Below are 20651 nucleotides of genomic sequence, written 5' to 3' on the forward strand. Positions count from 1 at the left end.
TTTTTTAAAAAATCCAGCACAGCTAGTTAAGCGATACCCGCTTGCGGATAATCAGGATAAGCCAGCCGAAACTGATCAATCCGAATAACGGATAAAGTGTCGAGAGCAGCGTGCCAAACCCGATTTGGCTGGCTACATAGCAAATAGCGAGGATGAGAAGGACAATCAGGCTGCGGGCCCATTTCAACCGCTCATGGAGCTGAAGGGTGAGCCCGTATATATCAGCGATAAGCGTCGTGAAGATTTCCGCGAAAATAATAAAAATATAAATAAATTGAACGCTGGGTCCAAGCTGCCTGGCGATGCCGCCCATCGGTATGGCAAACTGCTGAATGCCGGGCATATGTACGGAAAGTGTGATATGTCCGGCAAGCAGCATAAAGCCGATGCCGATGCCGCCGATCCAGGAGCCGGCAATGATCAGCTTGCGGTCGCGGATTTCTGCTCCAAGCGGAACGAGCACAGCCTGCGACATCGAGAGATTAAAGGCCGTGTACAGAAATGGCGAAGCCCATGCGGCCCAAATGGAATAATCGCTCGACAGCTTATAGAACTTATCTGCGCCCGGTGTTTGGAACGTATCGATCATGATGAGCGCCGTGAATAAAAGCATGATCGGGACGACGATAGCATTAACCGTCAGAATGGCATTCATCCCTTTGCGCAGCAAAAAGTAACATGCGGCTATCGTAATAAGCAGACCCGATTGATAGGAAATATTCCAATGCTCATAAAAAATAGTGCCTGCGCCAGCGAGCATAACAGCCGTTACGCCTAGAAGCACGACAAGCATAAAATGGCTGATGAGACGCCCGTACTTGTCACCGAATAAGAACTTATTTAAATCCTCATAGGATTTTGCCCTAATTTCGCTGGCAATGAGCATCATCTTCGTGCCCAGCCAGATGAACAACACGGTAGACAGAGCAATCGTGAACGTGCCCCAATAACCGAAGCGGGTAAAAAATTGCAATATTTCTTGACCGGTGGCAAAGCCGGCCCCTACGACCGTCCCCATGTAGGTCGAAGCGATTTGCAGCATCTTTCCTAAACGTTTCCACATCGTCTACCTTCCTCCGTTCGATGGCCCTCTATATTAAGAAGGTATGTCCAAACGGGGACAGGCATGACTTTTTTCAAAATTTTAGGACGCTATAAAGCTATCGTCAGGAGTCCGATTGATGTCCATGCTCATTACAATTGCTGTTTTCTTTAAAGCCATTATCTGAGCGAGAGCAGCTTGATGGAGACGATTTCGTTATGCGCAGGGTCAAGATCAAGCTTAAGCAGCGCTCCCTCTGCTTCGTAAATAAGTAAATATGCTGTTTGCTTTTCCGGCTTGCCAAGCGCTCGCAGCGCCGTCTCGGGATCGTTTCCAACTCGCAGGCCGCTGAGTCCTGCGGAGATGCTTTTGCCATAAACCTCGACATATTGAACTTTTTTGTGATCATTGATCCCAACTGCGAAGCCTTCGAATTCAAGCACCTTTATCGTTTCGTTCTCTTCATTAAGCGTGTAGCTGTCTGCGGGCTTTCCGTAAAGCTGATTCACCGTTATATCGCTATCGCCGATCGAAATGCCTTGGAGCTTCGGCGAATCTGCGGACCAGGATGCATCCTTGCTTTGGGTTTTTACCGTTGCTTTCGTATCACCGGTTTTGTGAATCGTAGATGTTTCGGCACTCGTATCGCTAGTCGTATCGACGCGGTTCGAGCTTGGCACATCCGTTTGAAGCTCGTTGTCAGCCTGCTCCGAATACGTTTTTTGAGGGCTGTCGGGCGCAGGGTTTTTCCCGGTTTGGGCAGGAGCCGGGCTGCTTATATAGGAAACGGGAGGAGCTGTCGCCGAGCTTTGACAGCCGGCAAGCAGGATGACAAGCGCAGATACTCCCATTATCATTGCAACTTTAGTCGTATCTATTCTCGAAGTGTTCATGGCCTGCACTCCTTTCGTTATATCGTATAATGGAATTGGGACATGTATTTATAAATGCATGAATATAGTATATTACTTAATGGCAGCAGCTGCAGTTGTTCTCCTTTATTAGACGAGAAAATATGGAAATAGTTGCTCCTTTTTTCCGTAGATTAGAAATTATTGCTTGGAAATCTTCGCAATTGTTTTGGTTTTGTGGAGAACCCTTCGATAGGGTTGCACTTTTTGCCTGACCTATGGTACGTTAACGAAAAGGATTTTGGTGGAGGTAATGAAAGATGGAGAGCTTAAAACAACGTATTTTAGCAGAATCATCTGTATTGTCGGATAACGTGCTGCGGATGGATGCATTGATCAACCACCAGGTCGACCCTGCTTTGACGATGGAAATGGGACAAGAATTCGCGAGACGCTTTGCAGAGGAGCGTATTACGAAAGTCATTACGGTGGAGTCTTCGGGCATCCCCGCAGCTTTTGCCACGGCCTACACGCTTGGCGTGCCGCTCGTGTTCGCGCGCCGCAAGAAGACGTTAATCGCTGATCCGGACGCCTATTTGGAGCGCGTACCATCCTTTACAAAAGGCATGGTTACCGATATTATGGTGTCAAAACAGTTTCTAAAGGCAGAAGATCGTGTACTATTTATTGATGACATTATTGCAAATGGCGATGCAGCACGCGGACTAATCAAAATTATTCAGCGTTCGGGCGCAACGTTAATCGGTCTTGGCGTTGTCGTCGAGAAGTCATTTCAAGCCGGCGGAAGAACATTGCGGGAACAAGGTATCCGAGTGGAGCCGCTCGTTCGCATTTCATCGCTTGATAACGGTGAAATAAAATTTGAGTAAGATGTTCCAGTAGGAATACTCTTTTCCCATTCGGCATTATGGCTTATAATGATACAGAAGTGATCGAGGGGAGGCACAAGTTATGGGGGAAATGTCTGCAGAATTTATGTATACGAAGCTTAGCGACGCGAAAGTCCACTTTGAGCGTGCACTAGATTGTAAACATACGGAATTTGATGATTTGTATCCTTATATGATTGAGCATCCACAGTTTTTTTGGTACAAGCGCTATGTAGCGTGGTCGGAGCTGCTTACGATTGTGAAGCTGTGCGACGAATTGACTATTGAATGGCGGGAGCAATTCACGGACCGTCAGAGCGAATATATCGGTAAACGAGTGATGTCTTCGCGGGTGCTGGATGAATGGTACGAAACCAATGATGCCAAAGAGCATGCAGGTTAGGATTGAATAAATGGCTTTGCCGGAATTAGAAATAAACCTCAATGACTTGCGCAAGCAATCATTGGGGTTTTTCCATAGCAGTATGGCCGGGGCATACAACCAGGAGGGAATTGAAGTGATAAGTGAGGAACAATTGGATCGGTTCCGGGTAAGCGGTGAAACCGTTAGGGTTGTGCGTGATGAGATGGAAGTTAACGATGTGCACGGTATTGTGGTCGCATGGGATGAGTCTTCGGTTGTCATTCGCCGGCCAAATCGCAGAGTGGTGAAGCTGAGCCGCATTTACAGCTACGCGCCGGCATCGGAGGCCCGTGTGAAGCCTTTTGAAGATGCTACATAAATAAATATTTGTAAAAAGCAGCACATAGCAGCAGCTTTCTGCGATTAAAAGCTGAGAATCAATACGTTATGTCGACAATAAGTGAACTTGACTCTCTTGGAGTTAATTTTACTTATTGTTTTTTTGTTTCTGCTCAGGTCTCCCGTAGATTACGGGAGATTTTTTTGCTATATAAGAATTTATAAGTTTCACTCCTACCACATAGGAAAGTATAAAATTCGCTAAAGCATTAAAGCGAGATGAACTTTCCTATTGGCGAAAACCTACCTTGTAAACGCGGTCGTTCATCTTCGAAAGACCTCGATTTATAAGTTTGACGCTTATCTTCCACCCTCGAAACGGTTCGTCCTGTAACAAGGACGACGTAAGTCGTTTCTGCTTGTATGATCGGGTTTTTCCTAAACCGGACAAGTACACAAGCAAATTCATTCTCTTCACATAAATTGCTAATAGATTGGTAGATTGGAGGGATTGAGATGAGAGATTACAAGCAGCGGAAGAACGGTATCACCATTAATTTCATTATTATCCGAAATAATGTACACATCGAACAAAGAGCGGAGGGCGGAGGGCAGATCAACCGCAATGTGGGGGCAAATTCGAATCAAGGCGGTCAGACGGCCGTTCACGGAAGAACGGCGAATAAATTTTCCCAGTTTGCCAACGGCAACGGGAGAAGCGGAATCGCCGGGAAGAAGAACGATGAGCAAGGCGGTCAAAGCGCGATCAAAATCAATAAGAAGATTAACAAGAAAAAGTTCGGCAGACGCAGATAAAACGAATCGTCAAAGAACGCGAAATCATTCCTCTGCTTTTATAACCGTCTCCGGCGCAAAGCGATTTGCCCGTATGCGCAGCGTCATTTCCACGTTGCTCAAACAGCATCGTCCCGTTCTCTCCACGCTCGCCGACGCTGTTCGGAGCAGCGTACAACTGCTTCCGAAGCGTTTAGGTATATAATATGGTTTGGCGGAAAATACTCCCCATATGTCGATTGATACAGGACTAAGGGAGGCTGATCAGTGATATGACCATTCGAATTTCACGTTTGGAACAGTATTTGGATTGGTTTAAAAGTATGACATACTTGGATAAAATAGCTGTAAAGACAAGAACAAGAGCTCTCAGAAGGGGAGAAGTTTACAATTGTTATTTGGGCAGAGGCGTAGGAAGTGAAGAAGAGAAGTACAGACCTTGTTTAATTATTCAAAATGACGATGGAAATATTCATTCAGCAAATACGATTGTTGCTCCCATCACGAGCGCTGCCGGAACACCAAGAGTGACTGTGCCGATTTTGGGAACCTATCGTTATTCGGAAAACGGTATGACAAAAACATTGTCGGGATATATTTTACTCGGGAATATTGTAACGGTCAGCAAAGCAAGACTTGGTCAAAGCTGTCTAGCCACACTTACACGCGAAATGAATGAGATTAACGAAAAAATAATGGTTTCAACAGGTGTATATAAATTGTATAATGAATCGGTTCATAAAAATCGGAAAAGCGTTAGAACCATTAAACGTATGAGTAATGAAATAAATGCTTTGCGGAAAAAAGTCCAGGATACGGAACAAAGGTTAATTGACAACGGCATACGCGTATGATTAAATGATTTTACAAATATGTCCCGTCTGTTGATGGGATCGCCTTTCTTACTCAAATATGAGAAGTCTGTTGATTTCTCCGCCGAAAGGGACTCTGCTTTTTATTAGTAGGGTCTTTTTTCATTTTTTCTGTAACGCGCGGGCATTCAAAAACTATAAATATAAGCAACAAAAAAACCACTTCATTATCATGAACTTAAGGCCATGATAATGAAGTGGTTTGGATTTACGAATTGATGTCAAATATTGACCACTAGATTTAATATCGTCTAGAATAGACTATAATTCCTTTAAGGATGCGGTCGAGAGGACTCGAACCTCCACGGCTGTTACACCACTAGAACCTGAATCTAGCGCGTCTGCCAATTCCGCCACGACCGCATAACCTGTTTCACAAAAAGTATCTTATCATAAGTAAGATGGGATAGTCAACATGATCTTAATAAATTATTTTATAAAATGGAGGGATAAGCTGTGAAGCAATTAGAGCAAAAAATTTTGGAGGCAGGCATTGTCCTAAACGAGAATGTACTGAAGGTCGATTCCTTCCTCAATCACCAGGTTGACCCGCAGCTTATGCTGAGCATTGGACAGGCCTTTGCCTCGCTATTCGAGGCGGAAGGAATTATGAAGGTGCTTACGCTGGAATCTTCGGGAATTGCGCCTGCTGTCATGGCTGCGCTGCAAATGAACGTACCTCTGCTGTTTGCGCGCAAGCGCAAGTCGCTGACGCTGGGGGATGACCTTTATATGGAGAAAGTGTACTCCTTCACGAAGCAGGAGGAGTGTGAAATTACGGTTTCGCGTAAGTTTCTGTCAGCGGAGGATCGGGTGCTTATCATTGACGACTTTCTTGCCAATGGTGATGCGGCTATCGGCTTGGCGAGAATTGTCGAGCAGGCAGGAGCTCAAGTAGCCGGCATCGGTATCGTCATCGAGAAGGCGTTTCAACCGGGCAGGAAAAAGTTGAACGAGCACGGTTACCTCGTTCATGCTTTGGCAAGAATTGCTTCCTTGGAAAACGGAAAGGTAACCTTTGCTGCAGAAATATAACTTTAGAGCATATTATTAATGACCTAGTAAGGAAAATGCAATAAAACTCAAAATCGAATGCAAAAGGCCAATATAGGGCCTTTTTTCTTTGCTTCAAGCATATTTTACAGCTCCTTCACAAACAATGATAGTAAACGGTGAGGGATGTGAGCATAAATTGAGTAGACAGCAGGATTGTGACACAGAAAGGTACAAGCGGGCTGATCGTTATAAAGGAAAGCAGCAAGCCGTTAAAATGGTAATGACCGTTTTGTTTATGACGATTCTACTAGGAGTTGGAAGTCCGGTCGGCAATGATGCCGTATCCGCGCAGTCATCGGCATTTCACATGAATGCGGCCGATGAGGAGCAAGGGCGGCGGACGGTGGCGGTCGTTATCGATGATTTCGGCAATGGAATGGACGGTACGAAGGAGATGCTGAAGCTGCCGATCCAAATTACAGCAGCGATTATGCCGTTCATGCCGACTACGAAGCAGGATGCCGAGGAAGCGCATAGACTCGGTCACGACGTGATTGTCCATATGCCGATGGAGCCGAATAAAGGACTAAAGAAGTGGCTGGGTCCGGGCGCGTTAACGACAGATTTGAGTGATGAGGAAGTTCGCAAACGTGTGGAGGATGCGATTAATGATGTACCTTATGCAATCGGCATGAATAATCACATGGGCTCGAAGGTGACGTCCGACGAGAGAATGATGCGCATCGTGCTTGGCGTCTGCAAGGAACGCGGGCTGTTTTTTCTCGATAGCCGAACGTCCTATAAGACAGTTGTCCCCAAAATCGCAGCAGAGCTTCAGGTTCCGATCGTTTCAAACGATGTATTTCTCGATGACGTCTATACCGTACAGCATATTTCCAAACAAATCAGGGTACTGCAAAAGTATTTGGAGTCGCACATTAGCTGCATCACGATTGGGCATGTAGGTCCACCGGGCAAAAAGACAGCATCTGTCCTTCAGCAATCCATTCCCGTCATGCAAACTAACGTGCAGTTCGTGAAGCTGACGGCGCTTATTCGCGGCGGTTCAATGAACGATCCACTTGTATTGCCTAATTCCTGAGGCGATTGCTGCCGCAACCTCCTGTTGACGATGAGGGTCGGTTAGCATCTTGCGATCCCTTTCGCTGCTAATAAAGCCCATCTCAACGATTACGGCTGGCTGCTGAACCCGGTTGAGCAAATAAAACGGCTTTCCTTCCCGCGGGAGGAAGGCTGTATTTTGCTGTCGGTTGAGCGCATCCTGAATGCAGAAAGCAAGCAAGGAGCTTTCCCCATTGTTCTGATGCAGTACGAGCGGACCATGCTGAGAGCTCTTCTTCGACCAATTCACATGCAGGCTAACGAGCAGCTCGCTCTCAATTTCCTCGGTAAGCTGGCGGCGCTGCGACAAATCCTTGCGATGTCTGGAGCGGCTTATGTGCCAGCGGTTATCTTCACTTAGCGCGTAGTCGCCGGTTCGGTTAAGCACGGTGGGGATGTTTTGGCGGCGTAACGTGAAATAAAGCTTGCGGGCGACAGCTAAATTAATGTCCTTTTCCAGAATATCGGCCGAGGAGGCTCCGCCGTCAATACCGCCATGCCCAACATCAATGATGACGACGGTAGACGGTAGCGCCCAGTCCTGATCGGTTCCTACCGGCAGTAGAGGCCATGCAGACGCGCTGGACGGGCTGTTACTGTTAATAACAGCAAAGCTTAACGCGATAAAGACAAGTACCAATTTCCAAAACATAATGAGGGTTCCTCCAGATCACTTTGACATAACGTTAGCGTGGCTGTTTGGAGGAAAACTCATGCATGTTTATATTCGAATGCTGCAGGGCAAACTTTATAACATCATTATCTCAATCGGATTTAAAGGGAGTGGAGCAAATGGCAAAGGGCGATGAGTACGTAAAATATATGACAGAGCAGCTTGTGACCTATTTGGAGACGCCGAGGGAAGAAAGGAAGCAAATAAGAACGTCGGCCAAAGCGCGTAGAGAGCCTTGGCTGACGCGTTGGTTCGGCTATGGTCCAATGAGCATTATGCTGTGGTGGCGGGGGCGCGTTGAGCGTCACCGGTAAAAGCGGCCAAGCTCGATGAGAAGCTGGAGCGGAATATAACGGCGGTCTGTGCCATCCCCGCCAGCTTCGAGTGCGACGTAAATATGGCCGGTATCCCATTTGTTGTAGCCGACAACAGACCAAACATAAAGCATCTGACCATCGAACAGCTCAGCGGTATACCGAAGCTGTTCTTTGTTGTTTATTTTGGCAAAAAGAGGCATGTAGGAGCTTACGCTTAATGACAGAGGCTGCTTTGTTAACCAAGGCATTCTCGCGTACGCATCGAAGGAGGGCAGTGTTACTTGCTTTAAAAGGACTGCATGGTCCGATATGCGCATTTGTTCCGCGTTAATTAGCTTTATGGATGAGGCAGCGAGCCAATCGCTCGGCTGGGCAGGCAGCAATTCGCCGCTAGCCGCATCTGTATAATAAGTATCCTGCTCCGCCGTTACCTTCCAAGCAGCGAGCAGCGGGTGAACATAAAGGGCTTCGACTTTGGAGGCGGGCTGCAATAGCTCTAGCTGATTAAGCGACCTTGAAAGCGTATGCTCATCGAATAGCGGGTGGCTGCTTGTCCCGTATTCGCCTAATTGAAAACCGCCTGACTCCACAGCATGGACAACGAGATAGCCAACCGTATTATTGTCCTGCTTTACGATTACCAGCCAGCTATGAGTACCAGGCCCAATCGGAGAAATATCGAGTGACGACTGCTTCCATGCTGCAAAAGAAGGCTGTACAGCCAGCTCGTCCACCCAGCGCTGTGCTTGCTGCTGTAGGGACTCGATGACCTCTTTATTGTCAATGGCAGAGGCAGGCTGCGGTTGCAATCCTCCGGCATACATGACAATAGCGGTTAATACGCATGCTGCTGTCAGCTTTACAAATTTTTTTCGCATATTTTATCACCTCCATGCTATTGTAAGGGACATGCTTTGAGAAGGCTGTTACAACCTGTCGCGCGATGGAGGGCAGCGTACAGCCTTTTTTTGACGTTTAGCTGCGGAAATCGTCTAATTTGCGTCAATCGATGCCCTCCAGATGAAAGATGCCGCAGTTAATGGCGGACGCAGTCACACGAGGCTCATATTGCCACAAAATTTCGGATTGCCGCTGCGTGAATTGCTCCTCGATTGCCGGTTTATTTTCTACAGGCCCATTTCGGATAAGCGGCTCGTAATAGCCGCTTATCCGTTCTAGCTCTTCCGCAAGTCTTGCGGAGGCGTCTTCAGCCCAGCTGTAATCATAGCTGCGCAGCTTGCGCTCGAGCGCTTGCTCCACGATGCCTAGCGCCTTGTTGAAGGACAGGCCGTTTTTGGTGATGTGGATATTGGCTGGCAGGCGCGGTGAAAGCTTATAAGTGAGCAACCGGTCGTAAAAATTCTCTACGCATTGACCGGTCGCAAGCGAGATGCCGTAGCTATGAATTTCCTCGCGCTTGCGGTCGCAAGCAAACTCGACCCTCATATTGACGCCCAGCCATGCGGTATAAGGCGTGGAGGCGAAGGGATTGCTGCTGCGCTTATCCGGCTCCTGAAACAAATAAACGAAGCTGCCCTTCACTTTCGCCGCTTCGAATAGCATATCCAGCTTGCGGGCGCCAAAATACAAGTCCTCGCGCGGAACGCGGGCCGGTGCGGACAGGCTGCCGTGCATGAAGCCGAGCGATCGCCCAAGAGCGGCATCCGCGGCCGCATCCTGAGCATTTACGGCTGCATCCTGCTGAGCGGCAGCCTCTTTTTTCATTTCCTCGGCAGCGTCATATTTGTTCTTGTCGGTAACAAACAAGTAAGTCATTGTCTCCGGCTCGGCGCCGACCCGGTCGACGAAGCTCCAATAATAAGGCCGATTCGTCAATTCCCGGTCGGCAAGAGGTGAAAGCTTAACGGTAAAATGATTTGGCGATTTTTCTAATATCGAGCATTCTGTCGCTTCTAAGTAACGGTTTACGAATTTGTGCACCTGCTTCTCGTTCAAGGCTGCACCTCCACGGTTTGTCCAAGCGAATCCAAATTTACGAGCAGATCGGGACTGGCTGGCAGCGGACTCTCTCCCGTGACCACCTCTTCCCGAATACGGCTAAGCGAGGAGCCCAGATGATTGATCTTCTGCTTTAAATCCGTTTCGTTGCCGGCTTCAAGCAGCATCCTCGCAAGGCGCTTCTCCAGCGAGCCGTCACCCTTCTCGAAGCGCTCCAATATATGATCAAGCTCTCCGATAACAAGCTCGAACAGATTGATTTTCTCATGCAATAAATTAACGATGTGCTCTTCGATTGTGCCGATAGTGCACAGATTGTAAATTTTCACGTCTTCCTTCTGCCCGAGCCGGTGCACGCGTCCAATCCGCTGCTCCACACGCATTGGGTTCCAGGGCAGATCAAAGTTAATCATATGGTGGCAAAATTGCAGGTTAATGCCTTCGCCGCCAGCTTCCGTAGCGATCAGGATTTGCGCCCGTCCGCGGAACAAGTCCATCATCCAATCCTTTTTGCCGCGGTTCATGCCGCCCCGGTAGGGAACGGCGATCATATTTTGCGCGCGGAAAAACTGCAGCAAATATTCCTGCGTCGCCCGGTACTCCGTGAAAATGATGACCTTGTCATTCATTTCTTTAACGAGCTCCATCGCTTTTTCCGCTTTCGTATTTGCTTTGATATTGCGTATTTTCTCTACGAGCTCCCATATTTTCGGACGCATCGGGGAGTCCTCCGCCGTTTTCTTAAACAGGTTTACGAGCGTTAAAAATACGGCATCGCGGCTGCTGCATACTTCGCGCTGCAGCGTGACGAGGGAGAGCATGCTGGATAAGTCGCCGCCGCTTTCTTCATAGCGCTCCTTCACGAAACCGGTGACCGCATCGTACAGCGCTTTCTCTTCCTCCGACAGCGTAAGCGGAATATTTTTGACAAAGCGTTTCGTGAAATGGATGCCGCCGTCGCCGCGCCGATTGCGAATCATAATGCCCGACAAAGCTTCCTGCAGCTGATCTTCATTTTTCGGTATCCGCTTGTCGACGACAAAGTTGGCGGCAAAATCACTTTGCCCGCCCAGCTGGCCTGGCTTAAGCAGCGTGATTAGATTGAATAGCTCATCCATATCGTTCTGGATCGGCGTAGCCGTTAGCAGCAGGCAATATTTTTTGCGCAGCAGATTAGCGAACTGATAGTTTGAGGTTTTTTTGTTTTTCAGCTTATGCGCCTCGTCGATAATGATTAAGTCGTAGTCTGTTCCGAGCACAAGCTCGCGGTGCGGCTCGCGCTTCGCCGTATCGATAGAGGCGACGACGACGTCATATCCCCATGTATGCTCTTTCTTCTGGGCAACGGCGGATATGCCAAACTTCTGATTAAGCTCGCGCACCCATTGAAGGACAAGGGAGGCGGGAACTAGAATTAAGACGCGCTTTGCCAGCCCTCGCACGATATATTCTTTAAGGACGAGCCCGGCTTCTATCGTTTTGCCAAGTCCGACCTCATCGGCTAGAATCGCGCGGCCGCCCATTTCATGCACGACCTTGCGCGCGGTGCTGATTTGATGCGGCATCGGCTCGAAGGACGGGAGCGAGCGCAGACAGAGCAATTGCTCGAAGCTTTCAATTCGTTTCGCTTGCTCGGCCTCCATGGTGAGCTGATATAAAGTCCAATCATCCCATGGTCCGCCTTTAGTCAGACGATTTTGCAGCTCCTCAAACCATGTTCGGTCACACTGCAGGTCTACTAGCTGATGCAGCTTACGTGTGGCGAAGGCTGGGCCGGCTTCGGCTGAGGCAGCCTGCGGCGTTGTCGGGAATGTCATCTAGTGCAGCTCCTTCCGCAGTAAAGAGGATAAGTTGTAATCAGTATTGCCTTTTCATCCAATAATAATAAGAAGCCGCCTAAAAAAGAGTATGGACAAGCAAAAGAGTAAGAGAAGGCGTATAAGCGGGAAGGATCGTTAAATTCAGCTGTAAATAAATGAGAAAATCTATATACAGTATAGTAAAATGGTAATATGACACCATATATTGTGTTATTGGCATATGTTATTCAATAAATGCTTGAAGCGCGGCAATTCAAAGGAGGAAGCGGCAGCGATGGAGACGTCTGGCGGTAAGCGGCTTGAGGGACTTAGCGAAAAAATCTTTTTGGATCGATACGCTTTGAAGAACGCTGATATGAGCAAAACGCTAGTCGGCGATATCGTACTCGTTCTGACAAAGGATGATCCGAAGTTTCCTGTGAAGGAAGTCGGGGAAGTGATCGCGCGAGAAGGAAACGAGGTCACGGTAAGACTAAGAAGCGGAGAGCTAGTCCGGTCCAGCGTGGAGAAGCTTACGCTCACGATCGAGAAGACGCCGGAGGAAATGTGGGACCGCCTTGCGGGCGCGATGGCTTCAGTTGAGGCGGAGCCGGATAAGCAGAAGGAATGGCAGGAGAAATTTAGATATATTTTGGATGATTGGAGGCTCGTACCGGGAGGGCGCATCGCAGCCGGGGCAGACGCAAACGAGGAGCTGACGTTGTTTAATTGCTACGTTATACCGTCGCCCAAGGACAGCCGGGGTGGTATCATGAAGACGCTCATGGAGATGACCGAGATCATGGCGCGCGGCGGCGGAGTCGGAATGAATCTGTCATCGCTGCGGCCGCGCCGTGCGATTGTCGCCGGGGTAAACGGATCATCCAGCGGAGCCGTATCATGGGGCGGCTTGTTTAGTTATACGACGGGATTGATCGAGCAGGGCGGAAGCCGAAGAGGCGCCTTAATGATTATGCTGAATGACTGGCATCCGGACGTGCTGGAGTTCATAACGGTCAAGCAAACGATGGGACAAGTGACGAATGCGAACTTATCCCTATGTGTAAGCAATGCATTCATGCACGCAGTGAAGGAAGACCTAGAATGGGAGCTTGTGTTCCCGGATACGAAGGAAACGGAATATAACGAGCTGTGGACGGGGGATATCGAGGAATGGCGGCGCCTTGGCAAAAAGGTTATCCTTTACAAAACCGTTCGCGCCAGGGAGATATGGCAAGCCATCATCGAATCGGCATGGAAATCCGCTGAGCCCGGCATCGTCTTCATGGAGTATTACAACCAAATGTCGAACAGCTGGTATTTTAATTCGATTATAAGTACTAATCCGTGTTTTCATCCGGATACTCGTATATCTACGGAGTTCGGTTTGATTAGAATTGAGGATCTAAGCAGTAAGGTAGGGAATAAGTTATTCAATATTGTCACTGATAACCGATTGGTGCAACAAGCTCAAATCGTGGGAGGACGAAGCTATGAGATCGCTGGAACTCATATGCGACTAGCCGAAGTATTTCCTACGGGATTAAAACAAACGGTGAAAATTATATTGGGCAACGGGATGGAGCTCAAAGTTACTCCTGAGCATCGCATTTATACTGCAAATGGCTGGAAAGAAGCAAAGCTGTTAACACAAGAAGATATAGTATATATTCAGTCTGGGAAAGGGCAATTTGTAGATAATGACTCTCTCGGGGAACAATGGGGAATGTTTTTAGGATGGTTGACAGGAGATGGTTGGCTCTCCAAACGCGGCGATATCGGAATGGTGTTCGGTCAGGAGGATGAAGAAATCATCCCTCTACTAGTAGAAGCTGGAAAAAATTTTAGTGGTGCTGAGGCTAAGTTGTTTAGAAGAGACAACGGTACTAGTCATTTATTTTGGTGGCGTAAAGCGTTTCGGGAACAGTTGATCAAATTAGGTGTAAAAGCAGTGCCCGCTGGAGAAAAAGAGGTTCCTGCATGTATTTTTACTGCCTCAAAGGGGACTGTTGTTGCGTACCTGCAAGCATTATTTAGTGCTGATGGAACGGTTTATGACAAGGATGAGATGCATAGAACGGTTCGATTAACATCTTCTTCGAAAAAGTTGCTGCAAGATGTTCAACTCCTGTTATTAAATTTCGGTATACATGGTCATATTTATAGTCGCAACAAGAAGAACCAAATATCGTTTTCGTACACAAAAATAACAGGGGAACAGCGGATCTATAAAAGTAATCCATTATTCAAATTGGTAATAACAGGTAATAATATTGCAGTATTTAAAGAGGAAATTGGATTTAAATTTATAGTAAGGAAGCAAACGGCACTTGAACGAATTTCTCGACAATCTCGTAAAAATGAGAAATTTACTTCGAAGGTGATATCAGTTCAGGCTGCGGAAATGGTTCAGGTATATGACATTTCTGAGTCCGTTACAAATTCACTAATTGCAAATGGTATGGTTGTTCATAACTGCGGCGAACAAGGCTTGCCGGCTTGGGGCGTATGCAACTTATCCGCTGTGAATCTCTCCAGGTTTTATGATGAGGAAAAGCATGATGTCACATGGGAGGAGCTAGCAAAGGTTACGCGTTGGTCGGTTAGGTTTCTGGACAATGTCATCGAGAAGACGCCTTATCATTTTGCGGAAAATGAACGCAATCAGAAGCTGGAACGCCGAATCGGGCTCGGAACGATGGGGCTTGCGGAGCTTATGATTAAGCTTGGCATCAGGTATGGCAGTTCGGACTCGTTGGAGTTTCTGAATAAGCTATATGGATTTATGGCCCGGGAAGCTTACTTGGCCTCTACCGAAATAGCTGCAGAGAAGGGGCCGTTTCAAGCATTCGATGCTGAAAAATATGTGCAAAGCGGCTTTATGAAGCATATGATTGCGGAGTTTCCGGAAATTGGGGAGGCTGTTGCCGAGAGGGGCATGCGCAATGTAACGGTGATTACGCAAGCGCCTACCGGAAGCACGGGAACGATGGTCGGAACCTCAACGGGGATCGAGCCTTATTTTGCATTCGAATACTTCCGTCAGAGCCGTCTCGGATTTGATAAGCAATATGTTCCTATCGCTGCAGCGTGGAAGGATGCGCATCCGGGGGAGGAATTGCCCGATTATTTTGTTACATCGATGAGCTTATCGGCCGAGGATCATATTCGCGTACAGGCAGCGATCCAGCGCTGGGTGGACAGCTCGATCTCGAAAACTGCGAATTGTCCTGCGGATTTTACAATTGAAGAAACGGGGCGGCTCTATGAGCTGGCATTCGAGCTCGGCTGTAAAGGCGTAACGATCTACCGGGACGGCAGCCGCGATGTGCAGGTGCTTTCAACGTCGAAGGAGGAAACCGCTAAGGTTCAAACGGAGCAGGTGCTCGATAAGCAGTATAAAAGCCGGCCGCAGGTGCTGCGCGGAGCGACCTACAAGATGAATACGCCATTCGGCATGGCTTATATTACGATTAATGACTTGAACGGCACGCCGGGCGAAATATTTTTGAACGTGGGTAAGGCGGGTTCTGATGTTTTTGCGATGGCGGAGGCACTTGGGCGCGTATGTTCATTGTTCCTGCGTTATGGCGATCATGGAAATAAGGTGAAGCTGCTCATTAAACACTTGAAAGGGATCGGCGGCTCGGGTGCGATTGGATTTGGCGTGAACCGGGTGGAGTCAATTGCCGATGCGGTAGCCAAGTCGCTGGAGCTGCATATCGGAAGCGGGGAAAAGCAGACTGAGTTTGAAGCATCATCAGACGTACAGGATATGCAATTGAATGCGCCTGTTAAAACGGATACAGCGGAATATACCCAATATCAGGTGGTGAACGATTCACCTGATTTATGTCCTTCTTGCGGCTCTGCTTCATTAATTAACATAGAAGGGTGTAAGCAATGCAATCATTGCGGGTATAGTCGATGCAATTAGGATCAGCAGTGAATTAAAACGCTTGGTACACTTGTGTGTGGTGTCAGAATTTTTGAGAAAATTTTCAAAATTAGTGAGATAGATTTTCAGAATTGATGAGAAATGTATAATTATACAACCATATACATTGTTTTTTTTGAATTAACCCTAATCCGAATGAAATGTATCTGTTAGATGGCAAAGAGGGATAATGTAGGTTAGTATGTTCGGTCACTTTTGATGCTAATAACTAAATCAATAAAGAAGTAAACCAAACAAGTATAACAAGTATGAGTAATTCTTTTGAAATTTTCATGAAGATCAGCAAATTTGCATGCAGTAAGGTTAGGAAAGATTGAAAATAATTTCCGGTAACTGATTGGTTTTTTTGAGGCTTTGACCTCGTGTGCAACCCCATCTTTCCGAGGCGCTCGTTTTTATTCAACCGCCAAAATATTCGTTTTACATGAATTCTAACGGGAAACGTTTGTCCAATAAATACTGAAAAACGTCAGCCAATTAATGGCTGACGTTTTCTGCGTGCGCCCAGCAGGGGCGCTATCTTTATGGTTCAAGTCCCGAATGGTGAAGGCAGTAGTAGCCATAGCTTAATAAGGCAAGGGTGTCCAAAGATACAAACAAATGCGGAATATGACATGAACCGCTGTATACCGAACGGTACGTCAGTCTGTCTAACAACTGATTTCTATGTACTCTTAAAGATGAGGATTTATGCAATTTTGCTTAAATAAACGTCATACATATGTGATTTCGAAGGAGTTCGGTCTCTTAAGAGACGTACGAGCTCCTTCACGCCCTTTATTTTGATCATTCTCTTGAAATTATAGGCAAGACAAATCAAATTGGTCTCAGTGCCTACTGATGCCAACCCTCGTGTTAAAAAGTATGTATAGCCCCAGTGACGTTTTATCGTCCCGAAAGGGTGCTCAACGATTGCCGCTCTTTGCTTATAAGTATTATTTTGACTACGTGTATTTTCGACAATCTGTTCGATCACTTCTTCATCTTTAAGCCTGGTTACCGACCTTCCGCCTTTGGCAGACGTGCAGAACTCTTTTTGCCCGCAGATATCGAAGGCTTCGCACGTGTATCGCTTGTACTCTTTTCCATCTTGTTTTCCATTCCATTTGAAAGGTAATTCATAACCCAACTGGCAAATATATTTATCGCTTATGGCATCATATTCAAAGTTCTCTTTATCAAATCCACTTGCTACTTTGTTTTGCTTTCCCTTCTGCGGCTTAATTAAGAGTTCGGTGCTTTCGTCGACAACGTCGATGATTTCAAGRTAGTTATAATAGCCTGTATCGGCCAGAATYGTGGTTTTTTGATCATGGAAAACTTGTTTTGTTTTCTTTGCCATATTGGACAGCTGCCCTTGATCGTTGACATCATTGACCGTATCGCAGTCCACGATCAATTTATACTTGCTGTCCACCGCAGTTTGAACATTGAAACAAACTTCNATCCGGAAACGGGAGAGTTTTATTTTCTTGAGGTGAATACGCGGCTGCAGGTGGAGCTATTAGACAGCTGCCCTTGATCGTTGACATCATTGACCGTATCGCAGTCCACGATCAATTTATACTTGCTGTCCACCGCAGTTTGAACATTGAAACAAACTTCATGCTTCCCGTTGTTTTTCATTGATTTGGCATCCGGATCGGTAACACAAAGCTGGTTTTCACCTGTTTCCTTGAGTTCTTGTTTCATTACCTGCAGCTCGTGCATTCTCTCTTGATAGACCTTTAAYTTTTCCGTGATTTCCTGCTTTTTGAGGCAATTSTCCTCCGTTAAAAAGTCGCGCAAATAGGCATCKATTTTTTCATCGATATGMTCTAACTTCTTACTGATAATGTTGTCATTAAAGTGTTTCTTTTTAGAGCAGTTCGCCTTTAATTTTGTACCGTCAATCGCGACAAGTCGACCATCGATTAACCCGAAACCTTTTAACARTAAGGTGAATTCTTTAAACAGCTTTTTTATGGCCGTTTGGTTACWCTTCATGAAAGCAGATAAAGTGCCGTGGTCCGGCTGGAGCTTACCAATTAGCCACATCAGTTCAATRTTTCTTTTCGTTTCAGTTTCCATCTTACGAGAGGAACGGATGCCGTTTATATAACAGTAAAGATAGAGCTTGAGAAGCTCTTCCCGGCGGTAAGGTTTTTGCCCCGCTTTGGAGCCCGAATACACCTGAAACCCCAATTCTTCTAGGGTTAAGCTATCGACGTAAGCATCGATAACTCGTACAGGATTTTCTTCTTCTACAAAATCGTCCAACGTATTTGGCAATAAATGAATTTGATGTCTATCTTCACCTTCGATAAAANTAAGCATCGATAACTCGTACAGGATTTTCTTCTTCTACAAAATCGTCCAACGTATTTGGCAATAAATGAATTTGATGTCTATCTTCACCTTCGATAAARGACATATGCGCTCATCTCCTTAGATACAGAGATTCGACAAAGATCATCTATTTTCATGCCCAAAAATGGAGATTTTTTAATAATTGTTAGACAGACTGACGTACGGTTTGATGAGGAGGGGCTGGATCTCCAGCTCTTTACTCTACTTAACGTGGTACAATAGGATGCTAAAAAGGTATAAGCATGCGGATATAAAGKAGATGACATGAACTCTTTGATGGGACCTAACAGAAAAATAAAGAATCACATCACAATTAAGATAAATAATCAAACGGTCAAAATACTCAAGTATAAAAANAGATGACATGAACTCTTTGATGGGACCTAACAGAAAAATAAAGAATCACATCACAATTAAGATAAATAATCAAACGGTCAAAATACTCAAGTATAAAAAAGAAACACACGAGGACAAATTCACTGGGGAGACGTATGCCACAATTGAGTTAATCACCAAAATTGATAACGAAGTGTTTAACAATAGAACTGTTACTTTAGAACTTGAAAATATGGATGTTATTCATGCTAACTGGATTACTCGCATCTCCCAGCCTGGGTTACTTAGATATAAATACAGAATTCAAAATGACCCTATGTCGTTGAACTAACGGRTACGATAGCTCAACACAAACTTCATGAGGCTGCCGCGGGATCGACCGGGCAGCCTCAGCTATATTTAAGATTTGTTTTGCAGACCGAATAAGATCGAGTCCTTGAAGCTCAGCTGTTTTGGCCGCGCTTAAGTGATCAATAGCTTCTTGAATTCGTTCCTGCTCTTGAATCGTTACTAATTGTTGGCCGGTCAACATTGGACATAAAGCCTCGAGTATCAGAGGAATACTGAGCATTACCCTAATCCCCCCGTATCTCATAGCCACAATTTTCCGTTATAGTAGAGTAAGGCAAATACAAACACGGAGGAATGGTCGATGGGCAAAATCGTAAGCAAGATCAGTGGCATCTTTATCCCGGTTACGGATATGAAACGTTCAACGGAATGGTACATAAAGATGTTCGACCTGGAGGTAATTCAGATTTCCGATGTATGCACGGGGCTTGCCTTTCCGGGTGAGGCGACTTATATCAACCTGTGGAAAGTCGAGCGGCCTCAGCCGATGCAGTTCAATACGGGAGGGGACAAAATTCCATACTATAATTTCGAATCGTTCGATATCGAATATTCGCATGCCGCTCTGATCGAGAAAGGCGTTGAAGTGATGCCGATCGTGAATAGCGATGGAGTTCGGTTCTTCGATTGCCTCGATCCGGACGGTAACCCGATTGGGATCGTCGAAGAATTGCCAAGCTCGACTGCTTTCTACGCGCATAAACGAAAATACCGACAGGATTGACTGCTATGATTCGTACGCCGATCGACACCGTGTTTGAGGAACTGACACTGTCGTATGAGCCGGAGCTGCGTAGGTATTGTTGGAAATTGGCCGGTTCGGAATGGGACGGGGACGACTTGTTCCAGGATACGATGATCAAGGCGTTCCGCAGGTTCCAAAGATGGCCGGGGCGCGAGCTGAGCAAACCTTATATGTACCGCATCGCGGCGAACGCATGGTTCGATACTTGCCGCAGACGCAAAATCGCCTTCCTGCCGGAGTCGCTTCGCTTATGAAACGGCATTCTGGTGATCGAAAAGCTCGAGCTCTTATCTCATTGGCTTGCAGATCTGTGGGTTCTAAGCAAGCCACACATGCCTACAAGCTTCACTTGAAGCAGCTGCTCGATGAGTACGACCTTGCTTACCTGCAATTGCAAACGGTAGAAACGGAGATTATCGCCGTTTTGGAACGTATTCCATTTGCGGGGTCCATGCTTGCTGTCAAAGGTATTAGTGAGATTTCGTTAGCCGGTATTCTAGGTGAGGCGGGGGATTTAAGTGGTTTTGTTCATGGTAATGCTTTACTGCGTCATGCTGGTCTCAACCTCGCAGAAGCAAGCTCAGGTAAATGGACCGGACAGATGAAAATAAGCAAGCGTGGGCGCTCTCGCCTCCGACGATTTATCTTCATGATGACCATGAGTTTAGTCGCGAACAATCCGGAGAAAGCCATGCATGCCTACAATGTACAGGTAAAGAAGATGAAGAAAATGAGGTCCATTATGAAGCTGTGTGGCAAATTAGCCAGAATCTTAGTTGGAATGGCTCGCAGCGGCGAAGCCTATAACCCTCCTAAAACGTTGCCTATTCAGCTAGCAGCTTAACCGATAATCTACCGTTTCGTTGTACGAGTTTTGGCTTATTCGCAGGATT

The 20651-nt window shown here is 46.5% G+C and carries 19 protein-coding genes, 1 tRNA gene and 1 pseudogene; 12 read left to right on the forward strand and 9 right to left on the reverse strand.

From position 1 onward, the window contains the following. Window positions 1–22: 22 nt before the first annotated feature. Both ASG81_RS10020 and ASG81_RS10025 read right to left on the reverse strand, forming a co-directional pair. Window positions 23–1063 (reverse strand): YkvI family membrane protein, encoded by a 1041-nt coding sequence (locus tag ASG81_RS10020; protein ID WP_056632746.1) that lies wholly within the window; start codon window positions 1061–1063, stop codon window positions 23–25. 158 nt (window positions 1064–1221) lie between these two features. Next, window positions 1222–1935, reverse strand: a complete 714-nt coding sequence (locus tag ASG81_RS10025) for a hypothetical protein (protein WP_056632748.1) — start codon at window positions 1933–1935, stop codon at window positions 1222–1224. A gap of 278 nt (window positions 1936–2213) precedes the next feature. On the opposite strand from ASG81_RS10025, the gene ASG81_RS10030 reads away from it, so the two are divergent. The 5 genes from ASG81_RS10030 (at window position 2214) to ASG81_RS10050 (ending at window position 5135) form a co-directional block, all read left to right on the forward strand. After that, window positions 2214–2783 carry a xanthine phosphoribosyltransferase gene (locus ASG81_RS10030; protein WP_056632752.1) on the forward strand — a complete coding sequence of 190 codons (570 nt, stop codon included), beginning with the start codon at window positions 2214–2216 and terminating at the stop codon, window positions 2781–2783. Window positions 2784–2865: 82 nt separating this feature from the next. Beyond that, on the forward strand, window positions 2866–3186 hold the full coding sequence (locus tag ASG81_RS10035; RefSeq protein WP_056632755.1) for a hypothetical protein: 321 nt from the start codon (window positions 2866–2868) through the stop codon (window positions 3184–3186). 115 nt (window positions 3187–3301) lie between these two features. Then, the gene (locus tag ASG81_RS10040) at window positions 3302–3526 is read left to right on the forward strand and encodes a hypothetical protein (protein ID WP_056632911.1); all 225 of its coding nucleotides are present in this window, start codon (window positions 3302–3304) and stop codon (window positions 3524–3526) included. Window positions 3527–4002: 476 nt separating this feature from the next. Beyond that, on the forward strand, window positions 4003–4302 hold the full coding sequence (locus tag ASG81_RS10045; RefSeq protein WP_056632758.1) for a hypothetical protein: 300 nt from the start codon (window positions 4003–4005) through the stop codon (window positions 4300–4302). 251 nt (window positions 4303–4553) lie between these two features. Further along, the gene (locus tag ASG81_RS10050) at window positions 4554–5135 is read left to right on the forward strand and encodes a type II toxin-antitoxin system PemK/MazF family toxin (protein ID WP_056632761.1); all 582 of its coding nucleotides are present in this window, start codon (window positions 4554–4556) and stop codon (window positions 5133–5135) included. A 297-nt stretch (window positions 5136–5432) separates the two neighbouring features. Here ASG81_RS10050 and ASG81_RS10055 read toward each other — a convergent pair. Next, window positions 5433–5516: transfer RNA gene (locus ASG81_RS10055), tRNA-Leu, on the reverse strand. Window positions 5517–5609: 93 nt separating this feature from the next. Here ASG81_RS10055 and ASG81_RS10060 point away from each other — a divergent pair. Together ASG81_RS10060 and ASG81_RS10065 are read left to right on the forward strand one after the other, a co-directional pair. Then, window positions 5610–6188, forward strand: coding sequence for a xanthine phosphoribosyltransferase (locus ASG81_RS10060; RefSeq protein WP_056632762.1), 579 nt, complete (start codon window positions 5610–5612; stop codon window positions 6186–6188). Between the two features lie 157 nt (window positions 6189–6345). Further along, on the forward strand, window positions 6346–7251 hold the full coding sequence (locus tag ASG81_RS10065; protein ID WP_235548801.1) for a divergent polysaccharide deacetylase family protein: 906 nt from the start codon (window positions 6346–6348) through the stop codon (window positions 7249–7251). Here ASG81_RS10065 and ASG81_RS10070 read toward each other — a convergent pair. Continuing rightward, window positions 7216–7923, reverse strand: coding sequence for an N-acetylmuramoyl-L-alanine amidase family protein (locus tag ASG81_RS10070; RefSeq protein ID WP_056632765.1), 708 nt, complete (start codon window positions 7921–7923; stop codon window positions 7216–7218). The two genes, ASG81_RS10065 and ASG81_RS10070, sit on opposite strands and share 36 nt — an antisense overlap. 140 nt (window positions 7924–8063) lie before the next feature. On the opposite strand from ASG81_RS10070, the gene ASG81_RS10075 reads away from it, so the two are divergent. Next, window positions 8064–8258 carry a YqzE family protein gene (locus ASG81_RS10075; protein ID WP_056632917.1) on the forward strand — a complete coding sequence of 65 codons (195 nt, stop codon included), beginning with the start codon at window positions 8064–8066 and terminating at the stop codon, window positions 8256–8258. Here the strand turns inward: ASG81_RS10075 and ASG81_RS10080 are convergent. From ASG81_RS10080 to ASG81_RS10090, 3 genes are all read right to left on the reverse strand, one after another. Further along, window positions 8249–9139: a hypothetical protein gene (locus ASG81_RS10080; protein WP_056632768.1), complete on the reverse strand. Its 891-nt coding sequence runs from the start codon at window positions 9137–9139 to the stop codon at window positions 8249–8251. The genes ASG81_RS10075 and ASG81_RS10080 overlap by 10 nt on opposite strands. 124 nt (window positions 9140–9263) lie before the next feature. Continuing rightward, entirely contained in the window at window positions 9264–10217 is a 954-nt protein-coding gene (locus tag ASG81_RS10085; RefSeq protein ID WP_056632772.1) for a YqhG family protein, read from the reverse strand. Next, complete coding sequence (locus ASG81_RS10090; protein WP_056632774.1) at window positions 10214–12037, reverse strand: DEAD/DEAH box helicase; 1824 nt, start codon at window positions 12035–12037, stop codon at window positions 10214–10216. Before ASG81_RS10090 ends, ASG81_RS10085 begins: the two co-directional genes overlap by 4 nt. A 277-nt stretch (window positions 12038–12314) precedes the next feature. Between ASG81_RS10090 and ASG81_RS29710 the strand changes: the two genes are divergently transcribed. Beyond that, window positions 12315–15956 carry an LAGLIDADG family homing endonuclease gene (locus ASG81_RS29710; protein ID WP_081417234.1) on the forward strand — a complete coding sequence of 1214 codons (3642 nt, stop codon included), beginning with the start codon at window positions 12315–12317 and terminating at the stop codon, window positions 15954–15956. A 709-nt stretch (window positions 15957–16665) separates the two neighbouring features. Here the strand turns inward: ASG81_RS29710 and ASG81_RS10105 are convergent. Continuing rightward, window positions 16666–17421 (reverse strand): transposase (locus tag ASG81_RS10105; RefSeq protein ID WP_162255013.1); only part of this gene is annotated, 756 nt, incomplete at its 5' end. Between the two features lie 20 nt (window positions 17422–17441). Continuing rightward, complete coding sequence (locus ASG81_RS33890; RefSeq protein ID WP_442952849.1) at window positions 17442–18149, reverse strand: transposase; 708 nt, start codon at window positions 18147–18149, stop codon at window positions 17442–17444. 1165 nt (window positions 18150–19314) lie between these two features. Between ASG81_RS33890 and ASG81_RS10120 the strand changes: the two genes are divergently transcribed. The 3 genes and pseudogenes from ASG81_RS10120 to ASG81_RS10125 all read left to right on the forward strand — a co-directional run. Continuing rightward, a complete protein-coding gene (locus ASG81_RS10120; RefSeq protein WP_056632784.1) occupies window positions 19315–19737 on the forward strand; it encodes a VOC family protein in 423 nt (140 codons plus the stop codon). Between the two features lie 5 nt (window positions 19738–19742). Continuing rightward, a complete protein-coding gene (locus tag ASG81_RS29715; RefSeq protein ID WP_081417236.1) occupies window positions 19743–20012 on the forward strand; it encodes an RNA polymerase sigma factor in 270 nt (89 codons plus the stop codon). Next, window positions 19994–20602, forward strand: a pseudogene (locus tag ASG81_RS10125) (transposase); the annotation flags it as partial. The gene ASG81_RS29715 and the pseudogene ASG81_RS10125, both read left to right, overlap by 19 nt. Window positions 20603–20651 lie beyond the last annotated feature (49 nt).

Source organism: Paenibacillus sp. Soil522, from assembly GCF_001428245.1.
In the GTDB taxonomy this organism is placed as follows: domain Bacteria; phylum Bacillota; class Bacilli; order Paenibacillales; family Paenibacillaceae; genus Pristimantibacillus.

Bases quoted from the DNA above. Each gene is read 5' to 3' on its own strand.
- ASG81_RS10050 (WP_056632761.1), top strand. From the start codon at position 4,554: ATGACCATTCGAATTTCACGTTTGGAACAGTATTTGGATTGGTTTAAA.
- ASG81_RS10025 (WP_056632748.1), bottom strand. From the start codon at position 1,935: ATGAACACTTCGAGAATAGATACGACTAAAGTTGCAATGATAATGGGA.
- ASG81_RS29710 (WP_081417234.1), top strand. From the start codon at position 12,315: ATGGAGACGTCTGGCGGTAAGCGGCTTGAGGGACTTAGCGAAAAAATC.
- ASG81_RS10020 (WP_056632746.1), bottom strand. From the start codon at position 1,063: ATGTGGAAACGTTTAGGAAAGATGCTGCAAATCGCTTCGACCTACATG.
- ASG81_RS10075 (WP_056632917.1), top strand. From the start codon at position 8,064: ATGGCAAAGGGCGATGAGTACGTAAAATATATGACAGAGCAGCTTGTG.
- ASG81_RS10080 (WP_056632768.1), bottom strand. From the start codon at position 9,139: ATGCGAAAAAAATTTGTAAAGCTGACAGCAGCATGCGTATTAACCGCT.
- ASG81_RS10120 (WP_056632784.1), top strand. From the start codon at position 19,315: ATGGGCAAAATCGTAAGCAAGATCAGTGGCATCTTTATCCCGGTTACG.
- ASG81_RS10090 (WP_056632774.1), bottom strand. From the start codon at position 12,037: ATGACATTCCCGACAACGCCGCAGGCTGCCTCAGCCGAAGCCGGCCCA.
- ASG81_RS29715 (WP_081417236.1), top strand. From the start codon at position 19,743: ATGATTCGTACGCCGATCGACACCGTGTTTGAGGAACTGACACTGTCG.
- ASG81_RS10035 (WP_056632755.1), top strand. From the start codon at position 2,866: ATGGGGGAAATGTCTGCAGAATTTATGTATACGAAGCTTAGCGACGCG.
- ASG81_RS10070 (WP_056632765.1), bottom strand. From the start codon at position 7,923: ATGTTTTGGAAATTGGTACTTGTCTTTATCGCGTTAAGCTTTGCTGTT.
- ASG81_RS10030 (WP_056632752.1), top strand. From the start codon at position 2,214: ATGGAGAGCTTAAAACAACGTATTTTAGCAGAATCATCTGTATTGTCG.
- ASG81_RS10045 (WP_056632758.1), top strand. From the start codon at position 4,003: ATGAGAGATTACAAGCAGCGGAAGAACGGTATCACCATTAATTTCATT.